Source organism: Enterobacter sp. PGRG2, assembly GCF_030291195.1.
Classification (GTDB): domain Bacteria; phylum Pseudomonadota; class Gammaproteobacteria; order Enterobacterales; family Enterobacteriaceae; genus Enterobacter_D.
This window is the reverse complement of the sequence record NZ_CP127837.1, coordinates 2,315,825-2,331,538: the sequence shown is the minus strand read 5'-3', so window position 1 is coordinate 2,331,538 and position 15,714 is coordinate 2,315,825. Positions and strand designations below refer to the sequence as shown.

Annotated in this window: 11 protein-coding genes; 4 read left to right on the top strand and 7 right to left on the bottom strand. The window is 54.0% G+C overall.

Annotated elements, in window-relative coordinates; all coding sequences use genetic code 11:
* Positions 1-273: 273 nt before the first annotated feature.
* Positions 274-705 (bottom strand): hypothetical protein, encoded by a 432-nt coding sequence (locus QRD42_RS10105; protein ID WP_072567636.1) that lies wholly within the window; start codon positions 703-705, stop codon positions 274-276.
* Between the two features lie 375 nt (positions 706-1,080).
* The gene (locus tag QRD42_RS10100) at positions 1,081-1,626 is read right to left on the bottom strand and encodes a cupin (RefSeq protein ID WP_072567635.1); all 546 of its coding nucleotides are present in this window, start codon (positions 1,624-1,626) and stop codon (positions 1,081-1,083) included.
* A gap of 108 nt (positions 1,627-1,734) precedes the next feature.
* Between QRD42_RS10100 and QRD42_RS10095 the strand changes: the two genes are divergently transcribed.
* Both QRD42_RS10095 and QRD42_RS10090 read left to right on the top strand, forming a co-directional pair.
* Positions 1,735-2,838, top strand: a complete 1,104-nt coding sequence (locus QRD42_RS10095) for an AI-2E family transporter (protein WP_072567634.1) — start codon at positions 1,735-1,737, stop codon at positions 2,836-2,838.
* A gap of 222 nt (positions 2,839-3,060) precedes the next feature.
* On the top strand, positions 3,061-4,962 hold the full coding sequence (locus QRD42_RS10090) for a flagellin (RefSeq protein WP_321987018.1): 1,902 nt from the start codon (positions 3,061-3,063) through the stop codon (positions 4,960-4,962).
* Here QRD42_RS10090 and QRD42_RS10085 read toward each other — a convergent pair.
* Positions 4,951-5,877, bottom strand: coding sequence for a LysR substrate-binding domain-containing protein (locus QRD42_RS10085; protein ID WP_321987017.1), 927 nt, complete (start codon positions 5,875-5,877; stop codon positions 4,951-4,953). The genes QRD42_RS10090 and QRD42_RS10085 overlap by 12 nt on opposite strands.
* A gap of 102 nt (positions 5,878-5,979) precedes the next feature.
* On the opposite strand from QRD42_RS10085, the gene QRD42_RS10080 reads away from it, so the two are divergent.
* Positions 5,980-7,047: an SDR family oxidoreductase gene (locus QRD42_RS10080; protein WP_321987016.1), complete on the top strand. Its 1,068-nt coding sequence runs from the start codon at positions 5,980-5,982 to the stop codon at positions 7,045-7,047.
* Between the two features lie 49 nt (positions 7,048-7,096).
* On the opposite strand, the gene QRD42_RS10075 is transcribed toward QRD42_RS10080, so the two are convergent.
* From QRD42_RS10075 to QRD42_RS10060, 4 genes are read right to left on the bottom strand one after another with little or no spacing between them, the layout of a single operon-like run.
* Positions 7,097-9,022 (bottom strand): BglG family transcription antiterminator, encoded by a 1,926-nt coding sequence (locus tag QRD42_RS10075; protein ID WP_321988750.1) that lies wholly within the window; start codon positions 9,020-9,022, stop codon positions 7,097-7,099.
* Positions 9,023-9,066: 44 nt separating this feature from the next.
* Complete coding sequence (locus tag QRD42_RS10070) at positions 9,067-9,927, bottom strand: carbon-nitrogen hydrolase family protein (RefSeq protein ID WP_321987015.1); 861 nt, start codon at positions 9,925-9,927, stop codon at positions 9,067-9,069.
* 13 nt (positions 9,928-9,940) lie between these two features.
* The gene (locus QRD42_RS10065) at positions 9,941-12,565 is read right to left on the bottom strand and encodes a glycoside hydrolase family 38 C-terminal domain-containing protein (RefSeq protein ID WP_321987014.1); all 2,625 of its coding nucleotides are present in this window, start codon (positions 12,563-12,565) and stop codon (positions 9,941-9,943) included.
* Between the two features lie 18 nt (positions 12,566-12,583).
* Positions 12,584-14,452, bottom strand: a complete 1,869-nt coding sequence (locus tag QRD42_RS10060; RefSeq protein WP_321987013.1) for a fructose-specific PTS transporter subunit EIIC — start codon at positions 14,450-14,452, stop codon at positions 12,584-12,586.
* 218 nt (positions 14,453-14,670) lie between these two features.
* Between QRD42_RS10060 and QRD42_RS10055 the strand changes: the two genes are divergently transcribed.
* The gene (locus QRD42_RS10055) at positions 14,671-15,702 is read left to right on the top strand and encodes an NAD(P)H-quinone oxidoreductase (RefSeq protein ID WP_321987012.1); all 1,032 of its coding nucleotides are present in this window, start codon (positions 14,671-14,673) and stop codon (positions 15,700-15,702) included.
* Positions 15,703-15,714 lie beyond the last annotated feature (12 nt).

Here is a 15,714-nt window from a genome sequence, read left to right as displayed (position 1 = left end):
AGAGATGGTCTGAAATACAGAGTTTAATCAGCGCTTAAAAAGTGGAGGCTCAAAGAAGAGGTATCAAAGATACACTGAGAAATGAGGACTGCTTTAGTTAACTACCCGAGATAATGTCTGCGTATCAAACCGACTGATCCATTAACGCACGTCTGATTTGGGAAAGCAACACTTATTTGAGGTGTTATTTTTAACGCTGAAGGCTCTGGCACAAAAATAAAATGTCGGTACATCCGTGCACCTGATACCTGAGCTTAGTAGGGTTAATCCCATTCAGCAAATGATGTCCCGGCGATTGCGATAAAATAATTTTAGCGGGCGCAATATGCAGTAATTCTCCGCAGTGAAATCATTAGTCGTCAGATAACGCTCGATATTCGCATCCGGCTTCCACAAGGCAGTCAGCGCATCATAACGCATTGTTTTATCGCCATCCGGCGTTTCCACCCGATACTCTCCGCTTTGCAAATAGCCGGATGAGAACTGCAAATGGCTGTCGCTGGCGCCACTCACCTGATGTTCAATTTTACGAAAACCAATCGGAACCAGATGAAAAAGATAAAAAGGCAATGTTTTCAGTTTTAAATCCGAGAAGCTTGAAATTATTTCACCATCGCGGGTGAGGATCACTTCCTGTAAGGAAACCGGCGATGACGGTAAAAGTTCAGGAAAAGGGCATTCAGCTTTGAAATAAATTATTTGCATAGCGGTACCTCAGGCGGGTCTGTTTTTTTTGTCACATATTATTTTTATAGTCCAACTGCGTCAGCCATTCCTCATTTTAGGACTTTACATAGAATACTTACCTGAAAATTACGCCAATTTACATGCGCAGCGGCAGAGCTAAATAGTCTTATAATCATTAAGTTTAATTGCTGCTTAATACAAAATAAGCATCACTAATTATTGCTGTCTTAAGGTATTCTTAAGGTAATGTAAATATAGTGATGGCGATCAAGTTTTACTTGCTCCAGGTTTCAGAGGTGGTTACTATTTGCCCGCTTTTGAAACATCGGTTTACAGATGAACGAAATTTTTGTCGGTAGGGGATTCGATGTCGCCTTACCGACTTTCTTCGTCTCACCCTCCCTGCTTTGCATCTTCCCGTTCGCTTCCCAGCCAGTGACTTAATAAAGGCCCTTTTGCGCCATACACCGGATCGCATGCCGGAAACGGCGTCGTGGCAATGCTTTTCAGCATCTCCGGCGACGGCGCAGCCCGACAAATATCCGCACTCTGTCCCGGCGGATATGCCCCCACCACCGTAAAGTCATCGCTGCTGCCTTTATTACAGTGCCCGGTTCCGGCAGGCAGCAACGCAATATCTCCCGCATGCACGGTGACTAAGGTCCCGCCAGGCCCGCCCAGCATGACCTGCGCCTCCCCCTGCGTGAAAGCCAGCACTTCATGGGCTTCGCTGTGGTAATGGTGATAATTGAAAATGCCGTCCACCCACTGCGCCGGCCAGCCGTTATCGGCAAACAGCCGTTCCACATCGGCGATGGCCTGGGCGCCCGGCGTGAAAACGCCACGATATAGCAGCACCGGCAGGCGGGGATTGTTCGGCACCCAGTCATGGGCCTCCAGCAGCAACACTTCGACATTCGGGTAAGAAATTTCCGGCATAACAACACTCCAGCGGCTAATGATTTTTTAAGCGTAGCCAGGCTTTATTGTATTCTCGCCAGTACCTTCTATATTTCGGAAACAGAATGCATATCGGGAGTTGTAGCTATGAGATTTAAGGGACTAACGAAAGGATTTTTCATCCTGATCCTGTTTGTCGTCACGCTGGCGTTTTTTGATGTCCTGTCGCCCTATTTCTCGGCGATTTTGTGGGCCACTATCCTCGCGGTGATCTTCCAGCCGCTGAAGAACAAGCTGCGCGAAAAGATGGCGGATAAAAACGGTATCGCCTCGCTTATCACCGTGTTAATCATCTGTCTTATCGTTTTCACACCCTTAGCCATTATCCTGTCATCGCTGGCCTTTGAAATTAACGTTGTGTACCGCAAGTTACAGGAGAACAACACCCAGTTCCCGGTAGTGATTGCCGATTTGCTGCGCCATCTGCCTGACTGGGCGCGCAATTTCCTTGCGGAACATGAGCTGAATAACGCCACACAGATCCAGCAGGCGCTCTCCGGCGTCGCGCTGAAGGGCGGGCAATATATGGCGGGCAGCGCCTTTATTATTGGTAAGGGCACCTTTGGCTTTACCATCAGCTTTGGCGTCATGCTCTACCTGCTCTTCTTCCTGCTGAAGGATGGCCCGGTGATCGTTCATCAGGCGCTGGAGGCGCTGCCCCTCTCCCGCTACGTTAAACATCATTTATTCGCCAAATTCGCCACCGTATCGCGGGCGACGGTAAAAGGCACCGTGGTGGTGGCCGTGGTCCAGGGCGTGCTCGGCGGCATCGGCTTCTCCATTGTCGGCATCGATGGCAGCATTCTGTGGGGCGCGCTGATGGCGTTCCTGTCGCTGATCCCGGCAGTAGGCTCGGCGATTGTCTGGGTTCCGGCGGCGATTTTCCTCTTCTCCACCGGGCAGATGTGGCAGGGCTTCTTTATTGTCGGCTTCTTTGTGGTGATCGTCGGTCTGGTGGATAACCTGCTGCGTCCGCTGCTGGTCGGCAAGGACACCAAAATGCCGGACTACCTGATCCTTATCACCACGCTCGGCGGCATGGAAATTTATGGCATCAACGGTTTTGTGATCGGCCCGCTGATCGCCGCGCTCTTTATCGCCTGCTGGAATTTACTCTCCGGTAAAGATCATCAGGGCAATGTTGACGAGCTGGACGATGACTTTATGGAAGAAGGCAGGCGCGAACAGTAAACCCACCTACCAGAGTTTGTAGATCGCAGTTGATGCTGCTGGCCGCTTCGCTTAATGTCGCGGCCAGCAGCATAAAACCCGATAAGAAACCACTTATCCCACAGTAAATACCAGAAATTTGCCCTGAGCGCCCGAGAACTTTCACTACGCCATAATTTGTCCCTAAAGAAAATTCCCGCCTGCCGATAATTCCTCTCAGGGATGCCATTCGTGAGCAGGGTAATGATAAGTCTAAAAACCAATGCGTTTTCACTGAACGCCGGGAACAACCTCAGCAAAAGCGCCTCGTCGCTCGACCAGGCGATCCGTCGTTTATCTTCCGGGCTGCGCATTAACGGTGCCAGCGATGACGCCGCAGGCCAGGCCATCAGCAACCGGCTTTCCAGCCAGCAGCACGCGCTGGCGCAGGCACAGCGTAACGCCGGGGATGGGCTGTCGCTGGTGGACACGGCGGAAGGCGCGATGAGCGCCATTAACGGCAGGCTGCAACGCATTCGTGACCTGACGGTTCAGGGGCTTAACGACACATGGAATCAGCAGGATTCAGACGCCATTCAGGCAGAAATTAACCTCAACCTGAAAGAGATCGACCGCCTGACCACGGCGACCACGTTTAATGGCATTAACCTGCTGGATGGCAGCGCCGGTAAACTCGGTTTCCAGATCGGCGCTTACGATAATGAAAAAATCGATCTCGACCTTTCCTCACCGGGCTTCAGCGTGGATGAACTGGGCTTAAAGGATCTGATCATTCGCGGCATCAGCGGTAAAGTGACCGATGAAAACACCGTCACGGGCATCGCCAATAATATTTCCCTGACCAATGGTTCGGCGAGCGTGAGCTATGCCACCCCTGCCGGGATCACCGCCCCGCAACTGGTACGCAGCACCGCCAATAATCAGCTCTATATCCAGGGCAACGACAGCAACGGCCAGGCGACCTTTTTCCCGGCCACCTACAATGCCACCTGGTACACCGCCACCGGCAGCGGTACGGTTTCCGTGGGCACCACCAGCACTTCGCCGCTGTACAGCCCGGTCGCCAGTCTGCCCGCCCGCACTATTCCGTCCGTGAATTTTACCGACCCCAGCGGCACGCCTTTAAGTGCCAGCCCGCCCCCGGCGCTGACCATGGATAGCGGTCAGTATTATATTGAGCAGAATAATACCTGGTATCCCGCCACGCTGAGCTTTGGACCGACCGGTGCGGTCAGCGCGCAAATGTCCAGCGCGACCGGCCTGCTGGATACCGATTTTGCCACCCTGCCGACGGCGGTGACCAGCACGCCCGTCGCCGATGCCAGCACCGCAAGCTTTACCGATGCCAGCGGCAATCCGGTGGCAGGCACGGCCCGGCTGGTGAAGAACGGCAGTCAGTATCTGATGGAAGTCGATAACGGCGGCGGCAACGTACAGTATTACAACGCTTCGGTGACCGCGACATCGAACGGCACCACCACCAGCATGCAGGTCAGCGCCCTGAGCGCCACCAGCCAGAACGCTTTCATGGCGGTGAATTCAGTTAACGGTATCTCAGTGGTAACCATGGATCGCGCTAACGTCGAGCTGCGTTATACCGATGCCGATGGCCGTTCCACCAATGATGTGCTGCGTCAGGATGCCGACGGCAACTATTTTATGGACGCGTCAGGCTCCACCACGGGGAAAACCGCAACCCTGGTCCGGCAGAATGATGCCGCCAGTACGCTGATGCTGAAAACCCTGCAGGGCGTGGGCGATGTGCAGATCTATTTCGCCACCACTTACAGCGCCACCACCGATGCGTTAACCAACGCCACCACCATGAGCATTGCGGAAGTGGGGGATGAGATCCGCTTACGCAATCCGGATAACCCGCTCGCCACCCTCGATAAAGCCATCAGCATGGTGGACGCGCAGCGCACGAAGCTCGGCGCAGTAGCCAATCGCCTCTCTTCTGTGCAGAATTTACAGAGCGGCGCGACGGCATCTATCGCCGCCGCCCGATCGCGTATTGAAGATGCCGACTACGCCACGGAAGTCTCGGCGATGTCCAGAGCGCAGATCCTGCAACAGGCGGGCGCGCAGGTGCTAATGAAAGCCAACCAGACGCCGCAAATGGTGCTGGCGCTGTTAAACGGCTAACGCATTCAGCGGCGCGGTAATGTCCAGCTGGCTGAGCACGTTAAGCAGGGCATCCACTTTTGGCAGCCACTGCTTACGGCGCGGCCAGACCAGCGACAGCGCCAGACCGTCGGGCTGCAATTCCGGCATAATCACTTTAAGCTCCCCGCGCAACAGCGGGGCGCGCACCAGCCAGGTGGGCATTTGCGCCACGCCCAGCCCCGCCACCACTGCCTGCAGCTGGGCATCCACATCCCCCAGCGCCATGCGGGACGGCACGTTTCGCCAGTTCTGATGCCCGTCGGCGGTAGTGAACAGCCAGGGCTTGGTGCTGCCATCCACCCGCTCGTAAAGAATGGCGCGGTGCTTTATTAATTCCTCTACCGTGCGCGGACAGCCCTCGCGGGCCAGATAATCCGGCGCGGCGCAAAACACCATTTTCTCGCGCCCCGACAGGCGACATCCCAGCGACGCGGGCAGATCCACCGAGCCGCCAATACGCACCGCCACGTCTATTCCTTCATCAAACAGATCGATGAAGCGATCGGAAAACGTCAGGCTAAGCTCGATTTCCGGGTGTTGCTGACAAAACGGCATCAGCAGCGGCATCACCGCCAGCCGCCCGTAGGTATTGGGCACCGCCAGCCGTAAACGCCCGGAGGGAATGGTGCGCTGGGCGGCGAGCACCGACTCGGCTTCTGACAGCTCCTCCAGAATGCGCATACAGGTCTGATAATACGCGTGCCCGGCGTCGGTCAGTTGCAGGTGCCGGGTAGTGCGTTCCAGCAGGCGCGATCCGAGGCGCGCTTCCAGGCGGCTGACGCTTTTACTTACCGCCGATCCGGTGACGTGCAGGTGTTCCGCCGCGGCGGTAAAGCTTCCTTTTTCGACGCTGGTGACAAAAGGGACAATATCTTTCAGACGCTGGTCGTGCACGAATTGATGACCTCAGGTTAAGGATCTTGTGAATTTATACCAGAGCCGGGAATGACATTCTCTATTAGTCTGTATCTATCCCCTGTTACGAGGTAAACAAACATGACTAAAAAAGCATTAATCGTCGGTATCAGCGGCGTAATTGGCCGCGCGCTGTCAGAGAAATTATTGCAGGACGGCTGGGAAGTGACCGGCCTGTCCCGCGGGCGCGGCGAGGTGCTCGCAGGCTGTACCAGCCTGACGGCGGATCTCACTGACGCAGCGGCGGTCAGCGAAGCGCTGAAATCGGTCAAACCTGACGCGGTATTTTTCAGCGTCTGGGCGCGTCAGGAAAACGAAAAAGCCAATATCCGCGTCAACGGCGCGATGATCAAAAACGTGATTGACGCGCTGGGCGAATGCCTCCACGGCGCGCATGTCGCGCTGGTCACCGGCCTGAAACACTACCTTGGCCCGTTCGAGAACTACGGCAAAGGCAGCGCCGCCGTCACCCCGTTCCGCGAAGAACAGGGGCGTCAGCCGGTAGATAACTTCTACTACGCTCAGGAAGATGAACTCTTTGCCGGCGCCGAGAAGTACGGCTATCGCTGGAGCGTTCACCGTCCCCACACCATCGTCGGCTATGCCGTGGGTAACGCCATGAACATGGGCCAGACGCTGGCGGTCTACGCGACCCTGTGCCGCGAAAAAGGCTGGCCGTTTATTTTCCCCGGCTCGCCGGAGCAGTGGAACGGCGTGAGCGACGTTACCGACGCGGGCCTGCTGGCAGAACAGCTCAGCTGGGCGGCCACCAGCCCGACGGCGGCGAACGAAGATTTTAACGCCGTAAACGGCGACGTGTTCCGCTGGCGCTGGCTGTGGCCGCGACTGGCCGCCTACTTCGGCATTGAAGCCGCAGATTATCCGGCGCAGATGATGCCGCTGGAAGGCCGTATGCAGGAAGCGGCAGCCGCCTGGCAGACCATCGCCGCGCAGCACCAGCTACGCGAGAAGGATATCAATAAGCTGGTTTCCTGGTGGCATACCGACGCCGATCTGGGTCGTCCGATGGAAGCCTTTACCGACATGAGTAAAAGCCGCAAAGCAGGCTTTACCGGTTATCGCAGCACGCTGGACTCCTTCACTACGCTGTTCGACAAACTGAAACAGGAAAAGATTATTCCTGGTTAATGCCGCGCCTGCGTTTACCCTCTGCACAAGAGGGTAAGCGCTTTATTTGTTATGCGCTCCGGCCAAAACAGTCCGTGGCTATCGCCTGGAAATCATCGAAGCTGGCGCTGTTAACCAGTCTTCGGGTTGCTTTTTCACGGATAAACGTCATAAACAGATCGTAAATTCTCACCGCCTCATCGCTGTCTTCTTTGCTGATCGCCAGTAAGAAAATTACCTGCGCCACCTCATCTTTATTGCTCCAGGCCACGCCGTCAGGTGCCAGAATAGTCACCACTGCCGTCTTTTTTGCCCGCAGACCCAGCGCATGGGGAATAGCAATGCCGTCGCCGAGCAGAGTGGACATAATGGATTCACGCTCAAGCAGCGAGGGATAAAAATCATCCGCTGTAAACCCCTGCTCTTTCAGCAGATTGCAGGCGCGTTTAAATAATGCTCCTTGTGTCATCGGCCCGTTAATCCGCATAAAACGTCGTTCATTGAAAAAACGGGCAAAAATCCATGGACGCGTGCGATCAACCATTACCAGGCGGCCAATCTGCTCTATTTGCCAGGGGGTCGGAAACAGGGCAATGCGGACCACGGGCTTATTTTTCTGGGTCAGGCGCAGCGTCGAGATAATGAAATCTTCCTCAACGTGAGGCAATTGCTCGTAGTCACGCAGGGCAATAACGCGTTCGACGACGATTTGCGGGAACTGGCGCAGAAGCTTTTCTTCGATCATGCGCAGTACTGAAATACCGGAATCACTGACGATAATCACCCTCGGATGGCGTTCAAAACCAGAACTGTAATTACGCTCCAGCCCGACGCCAATATGCACCGCCAGATAACCGGCCTCATCCTCATTGACGGTATAAGGCACGCAACTGGCCATTTTCGATAAGGCGCTGAGGGTCACGTCCCAGGCAAAGGGATAATAGGTTTTGATATCAGCAAGCAATGGATTGGGCGTACTGACCTGATATTTTACCCGGGTCAGCATTGCCACCAGGTGTGTCGTGAGATCGTCACGCAGCTGGCGGTCGTGCCGTAAATCGTAGTTATAGGTGCCGTGGATAAAATTAAGCATATTATCCACCAGTTCCGCGCTATTGATTTCGGTTTTCAGCTCATCAGCGGATCCAATAACCCGCCGGGCGGCAATCTGAATTTGCAGCCAGGCCAGCTCGGCGGCTGAATATTCACTGCCGAGAAAAAACGACAATCCCTGCGCAATATCCTGGCTGGCTTTGTCTATCACCGGATCGTTATCGCAGGCCGTGAGATGGATGATTTCATGGCCGGAGGTGATGCGCACTATGGATACCGCACACACCATGCTCAAATAGTGAAGCGCATCGTGGCTCAGCTTTATATCAAAACGATCCACGCTATTTTGCAGAATTTTAGCCAGGTGATGCAGATCGATATTCATCAGGAATTCCTGCACCGCCATGGTCATCAGCGGCTTATTGGCGGCGACGCTCATCTGCCAGATAACATCGGCAATCGCGTTGCGGATCGCAGGCTCCGTTCCGCTGACGCGGGATCCAGACCAGGGGCGTGTTTCCAGCGCGAGCTGATATTTTTTTAAAGCGTCTTTCACCTCGTTCATATCCCGGTGAACCGTGCCACGGCTGACACACCATTCATCAGCGATAAGGTCAAGTTTGACAGGCGCAGCCTGGGTCAGAAAGCGCAGCAGCAAAAGATGTATGCGATCTTTACTGCTGCGGGGAATGATTTTTTTCCGCCCTGCGGTCTGCGGCAAGGCGGCAAAAGCCCGTTGATCGTCAACAATCAGGCGATAGCCCGTCCCCCGCTCATAATGGATATGCGCCCCATAATCCTGGAGGGCGTCATTGAGTATCCCGATGTCGGTGCGGATCGTACGCGCCGACACCTGAAAACGCATCGCTAACTCATCCTGCGGCAGGGTTTCTGCCTGGATCGTCTCATACAGTTCAGCCAGTCGCTGATAAGGAAATAGCATCACTGCACGCCCCCCTTCCATGGAAATTAACGCAGCCGGCATGGTTATCTGTGCTTTTGATGCGCCTGTTTCAGGTTTTCATACATCGGGGCCGTAACATCGCGCAGCACAGGGAATAATGGCCGGATTGCTTTATTTTGAATGTCTGTCTTGCCGAGCGTTATACACTCTCCTTCATAAGGCGCTTTACAAATCACCGGACTGCCCGGGATTTTAGATCCGCAATCGCCTGCTGCGATAATACAACCGCCACCCCAGTAGGTTGTTTCACCCTCCTGCCCCACCAGATTGGTGTAGATAAAATCAACAGTATTCTCCATCGCCCGGGCTTTCACGATTGGTTCAAAAATGTCTTTCTCAAAGGCAGGTGAACCTGATATACCCACAATGACATCGGCCCCTTTCAGCGTAAGTAATCGTGCCAGTTCAGGGAAGAAGATGTCGTAACAAATCAACGCACCAATGCGGCCAATGGCAGTGTTATAGACCTCAAGTTCACCTCCATGACTGAAATAACGTCGATCGGGGAACGCACCCGCTCCGCCATTATCAGTGGCATGGCCCGGCAAAGTATTTTTTCGCCAGCCTCCAATATAACCTTCAGGCCCCACCAGTGCTGCTGCGTTATACAGGATGCCGGGCAGCGTTTTTTCCACCATGCCCCAGATAATATGAATGCTATGCTGACGGGCAAGCTGCGTGAAATAATCCGTTGTCACGCCGGGGAGCGTTTCCGCCACCTCAAAAAAACGATCGCCGCAATGATAACCAGTCAAGGCAAGCTCTGGAAAAACTATCAGCTCAGCACCCTGCTGAGCTGCCTCCAGAACAAAGCGCGTCATTTTTTCGAGGTTGGCATTTTTGTTGGCGGTTTCTGGCGTAATTTGTGCAATGGCAATGTTCATCTGTTTATCCCTTTCAGAAAGCATCCACAATAAAGGTAACAATCTCATTGGGCTGTAACCGCCCGACGCGAATAACGCCGGTAAGGGCGTTGAAGCTCATGTCGCCGGGGATTTCCTGCTCGTTGAGCGTCGCGCGTCTGACACGGTTGAAGCATGTGGTGTTAAGCCGCAACTGCACGTCATCTGCTTTATCCGCCAACTGATTGACCAGCCGCAGAATAAAACCCGGCCCCTTTTCGCAGCGCTTAAAGGCCATCACGCTAATGTTCGGGGTTTCAACCGCAAATAACGTCATTGCGTCCGCCAGGCTCCCCCGCTTGCCGCGCGGCGTTGTCGCCAGCAGCGGCAACTGCCAGCGATCTGCCTCGGCCGCAATATCGCCCTCGGACGATGGCAAATACATAAATGCATACTCAAGGGTATGGTCGCCGGGCATCAGGCTGTCCGGCACAGGTACATGCAGCCCCGAGCGCCGTCCCGGACGATCCACCAGATCCTGCTTGCCCATATAATCCATGGTGCAAATCAGCGGCACCGAAACGACCGGCGTAGCCCCGTCACTGTTTATTTCATAGGTGACGAGTCCCTTATTAAAAATCAGCACTTTGCCGCTGGCGTGTTCAAATCCCATATAGCGTTGCTGTGGGTACAGGGCGTAATAGCGCTCTTCCCATCCTTCGCGCTGCCAGGCATCGGGATCCGGAACGCTGTTTTCCCGATAAAGCATACCGTACTGTTGTTCAGCAAAATGTCGCCTGCCCGGCTGGTTATCAGGAAAAGTAACGCACACCCGATGATTGCGGGCCTGATTATGGAGAGTGGTACAAAAATCTACCCGTCGTGAGTCTTTACTGATGCGCAGAATACATGCTATTCGCTGATCAAGGGTTTCATCGCTGCGTTTATCGGCACCCGTATCGGCAGGTACGGCGAAATTAAAAATAAGTCTGACCGCTGCCGACAGCGAGGAATTATGCAGCACCTCAATATCCGGCAGGCCATGATGGGGATGGCACAGCCGATCGCTGACCGGCGGCGAATAGTCATATTCATCACCGGCATTTCCGTTCTCGATGAAATAATTAAGATCCGCAAACTGTTCGCCCGTTGCCCGGTCGGTATAGGTTAATGCCCCATTTTGCTGAACGGTCAGAGTAAAAAAGTCGGTGGTAAAGGTCGCGGTACTCTCGTTAAACAAAGGCTGACCCTTTGCTTCGCTTTGCGGCATAGATCGTGGGATCATATACAGCGCCTGATAGCCGAAGCCCGGAAACCTGACCTTAATTGCCATATCATAACGGTACAGCAGACGATCCTGGTTTTTTTGCCCGATTTCGATCTGCGCATCATTCTGGTTAATGGCGCTGACAGCGCTGATTGCGAAATCAACAGGCTGCCCTTCGCTGTCGATAAGGGTGAAATCTTCAGCGGGCGTGACAAAAGAGACATTTTCATAGCCACTCCGCGCCGATCCGGAAAAATTAAACAGCACCAGCGGCGTACCCTGCGTTTTATACGCAATATGGTCACCGATGTATTCGGAGGCATCCTGTAACAGCATGGCAGAAATTTGCTGCGCATTATGATAACGCTGCATCATTTGCGCATGGGTGCTGTCAGTGCAGACGCAGCAAATGGAGTCATGCGCATGATTTTGTAGAATATATTTACAGGCTTGGCCAATAAGTTCGTGCTGGTAAGGTTGACCAAAAAGAGCGCTCATGCTCATCAACGGTTCGGCCATCCGTTGCAGCTGCGTCTGCGTATGATAATTCGTAATTTTAATATCAAGGCGCGTCATACCAATGCTGACATGCACCCGCATATATTTTCCTTTGCGAAACTCCCCCTCCACCACTTTTTTATCACCCTGCTTAAATACCGCCGCAAGATAATCTGTAAGCGCGCCGATGCGGAAATTATGCTCAGGCAGGTCAGCATTCAACTGTTTCACGATCTCCGGCAGTAGTGGGTTTGCATTGCGCTGGTCAAAACCGCACATCAGCAGCATGTTGCGCTTATCGGATCTGGCGTACAGGGCAGCAAGATTATTCTTTATGATGCTGACGTTATTATCGGGATCGTCATTCAGCAGGCGCGCGTTGCCATATCCTTCCGCCAGTACCGTGGTTTTTACCGACGAGCCATCCGCACTTCGCCAGATAAAATCCACATCAGGGCATTCATCTTCTGTTATGCCCCGCCAGAACACCGCGTAGTCAATGCCAAACCCCTGCAGCAGCTGCGGCAGTTGCGCCGCCTGTCCAAAGGAGTCCGGCAGATAACCCACCTGCATACTTCCGCCGAAAGCGGCTGCAATGCGCTGACCGATGAGCAGATTGCGGATCTGGAATTCTCCGCCGGGAATGAACTCATCCGGCTGAATATACCAGGGGCCGACGATAATTCTCTTGTGGGCAATTAACTGCTGCAACTGCTGTTTTTTGTGCGGTTTAATTGCCAGATAATCCTCAAGCACGATGGTCTGCCCGTCCATCATAAAAGAGGGATAATGCGGATTATGTTCTAACAGCTCGATCAGATTATCGAAAAATATCACCAACCGGACCCGGTATTCTTCGAAGGTTTTATGCCACTCACGATCCCAGTGCGTGTGCGAAATAATATAGAAATCCATAATAACGTCCTCTGTTTATTACGCGTTTGTCCGTTCGATAAATTCTTTCTTCAGGGTAATCGCGCACAGCGCGGTAACCGCAACGCCAAAAAGAAAAGCGCCCATAAATAATAACGGGTGCCGGAAGAAGGGCACGACGAATATGCCACCGCTCGGCACGGACGCTTCTACGCCCATTCCCAGGGCCAGCGCCGCCCCTGCCGCAGATCCGGTGACAATGGATAAAATTACGCGCCAGGGATCGGCCACCGCAAAGGGGATCGCGCCTTCCGTAATGCCGGTCAGCCCCATGATTGCGGTGGCAATGGCACTGCTTCGCTCAGCCACGCTGAATTTTTTGGGTGCCAGACGGGTGGCCAGCGCCAGTCCTGCGGGCGGCGTCATAATGCCGATCCAGCAGGCGGCCATAGGGGCATAAACTCCCTGTGCCAGCATGCCGACGCAAAAAGCAAAGGCCACTTTATTAATCGGGCCACCCATATCAATCGCCATCATCGCGCCGATGATCATGCCCATCACAATCAAATTTCCGCCCTGGAGGGATTTCAGTCCGTTTTCCAGTAAAACAGATAATTGTGCAATGGGAACGCCCACCGTATACATCACCAGCGCCACCAGCCCCGATCCCAGCAGAGGAATAATAATAATCGGCTTAAGCTGCGTCAGATAAGCATGCATGGGGATGCGTTTTAGTTGATTAACAATAAAGCCTGCGACAAATCCGGCAACTATGCCGCCCAAAAAGCCTGCGCCAATTTCTCTGGCAATTAAGCCCCCCGCCATGCCCGCAACGATGCCAGGTTTATCCGCAATGGAATAAGAAATATATCCAGCGATAACCGGCACCATTAACGAAAATATCAGCACGCCAGTCTGTACAGTCATATGTGCAAAGCCGGTTTTTTGATCGCCGCCGCCCAGCAACAGGCCGAGGGTCAGAATTAAGCCTCCGGCGACCACAAACGGCAGCATAAAAGAGACGCCGGTCATTAAATGACTTTTAGCGTCGTCCAGCAGTTTGCCGATAGTCGATTTCTCTTTACCTGCCGTGTTAACAGCATCACGGGGGATATTCTCGCCTTTCTTTTGCGTTTCCGCCTGCTTCAGCGCCTGTAAAATAACAGCCTGCGCATCCCTGATGGGATCGGACACTGATACTTTTACCTGCGGCAGATGGTCATAGCGTTCGGCCTCTTTTACCGCCACCGACACCGCAAATATCACCGCGTCAGCCTCACGTAATTGCTCAGCGGTATGTTTACCTTCTATGCCGTTCGCCCCCTGCTTTTCAACCCGGACAGTGACCCCTAGCGCCTTCCCGGCTTTGACCAGCGCGTCGGCGGCCATATAGGTATGCGCCACACCCGCGGGACAAGCGGTCACCGCCAGCAGCGTTTTCTGGCACTGCGCCGTCTGATCGGCGGCGGCGACAGGGATATCAAGATTGTGAATAAAGGCATCGGGGGTGGGGGAGGAAAATAAGCGCTCGCTGTATTCTTCATCGCCCATGTTTTGCATCAGTTCTGCCAGCAGCGCCAGATGCGTACTACCGGCTTCGCTTTCCGGGATCGCCAGCATAAAAATATGCTGAACACCGTCATCTTCTTCAAAAGATTCCCAGTCCATGACAGGCTTTTTTGTGGTCATCACGGCAAAACAGGCTTCTTTCACGGCGGCGCATTTCCCATGAGGCAGCGCGAGGCCTGCTCCCATTCCGGTTTCGCCCAGCGCTTCCCGCGCATAAACGGCCTGCAAAAATGCTTCTTCCGACGTCAGTTTTCCGCTTTCAAACAGTTTTCGGGCCAGCGTGCGAATAATCTCGTCTTTCTTATCGGCGTCACTGTTAAGTATTATTAGAGCGTTAGTGGTTAATGTTGATAGTTGCATATATCCTCTTCCCTTTTGACCATCCTGGTAAAATGCCTCACTGCTTTTCGACGTATTTACCCTAACAGCTCTCACTTGCGAGTTTTATTCTGAAAATTTCCCCTCCGAAGTGGAAGTAAACAGAACAGCATTGAATTACCTCACATTCAGTTACCCTTCTTTGCCACAAGCCCACCGATCGCAGCCATACTAAAGACACTGAATGCAGGAGGAAAAAGATGTCTGTACACACCACAACCATTCCCGACACCATGACCGCAGTTGAGATCACGCAGCCCGGCGGCCCGGAGGTTTTACAGCCCACCACCCGCCCGGTGCCGAAGCCACAGCCGCATGAAGTGCTGATCCGCGTGGTCGCCGCGGGCGTTAACGGCCCTGACATCATGCAGCGTAAAGGCCAGTATGCGCCTCCGCCGGGGGCGTCTGATATTCCGGGGCTGGAAGTCTCAGGGATCGTGGCCGCAGTCGGTGCGGATGTGAAAAGCTTTAAGATTGGCGATCATGTCGCCGCCCTTATTCCGGGCGGCGGTTACGCAGAGTATTGCGTGGCCCATGAAACCAACGCCCTGCCGCTGCCGCCGGGCTTAAGCCTGATCGAGGCCGCCGCCCTGCCCGAGACCTTTATGACGGTATGGCTCAATATGTTCGAGCGCGGCCAGTTTAAGGCGGGCGACATTATTCTGATCCACGGCGGCGCGTCCGGTATCGGCACCACCGCCACCATGCTGGCGAAGGCGTTCGGCGCGGCAAAAATCATCACCACCGTGGGATCAGAAGAGCATCACGAAGCCAGCCTGAAGCTCGGGGCGGATACCGCAGTGCTGTATAAAGAAGCGGATTTTGTTGAAGTCACTAAAGAGGTCACGGACGGCCACGGCGCGGACATTATTCTGGATATAGTCGCGGGCGATTACGTGGCGCGGAACTACGAGGCGGCGGCGATGAATGGCCGTATCGTGCAGATCGGCGTAATTGGCGGCGCAGCCAAAGAGCTGAATCTGTTCCCGATGCTCAGCAAGCGCCTGACGCATATCGGCTCGACATTGCGTTCCCGTTCGCCGGAAGAGAAAGCCGCGCTGATCAAAGCGCTCACCGAGAACGTCTGGCCGCTGCTGGAAAAAGGCACTGTCAAACCCCAGGTGTGCAAAACCTTCCCGTTTGAGAAAGCCGGTGAGGCGCATCAGATGATGGACGACAGTAAACATATCGGCAAAGTGGTGCTGATAATGAATGAAGAGGCGCACCGCTAAAATATTAAGGGG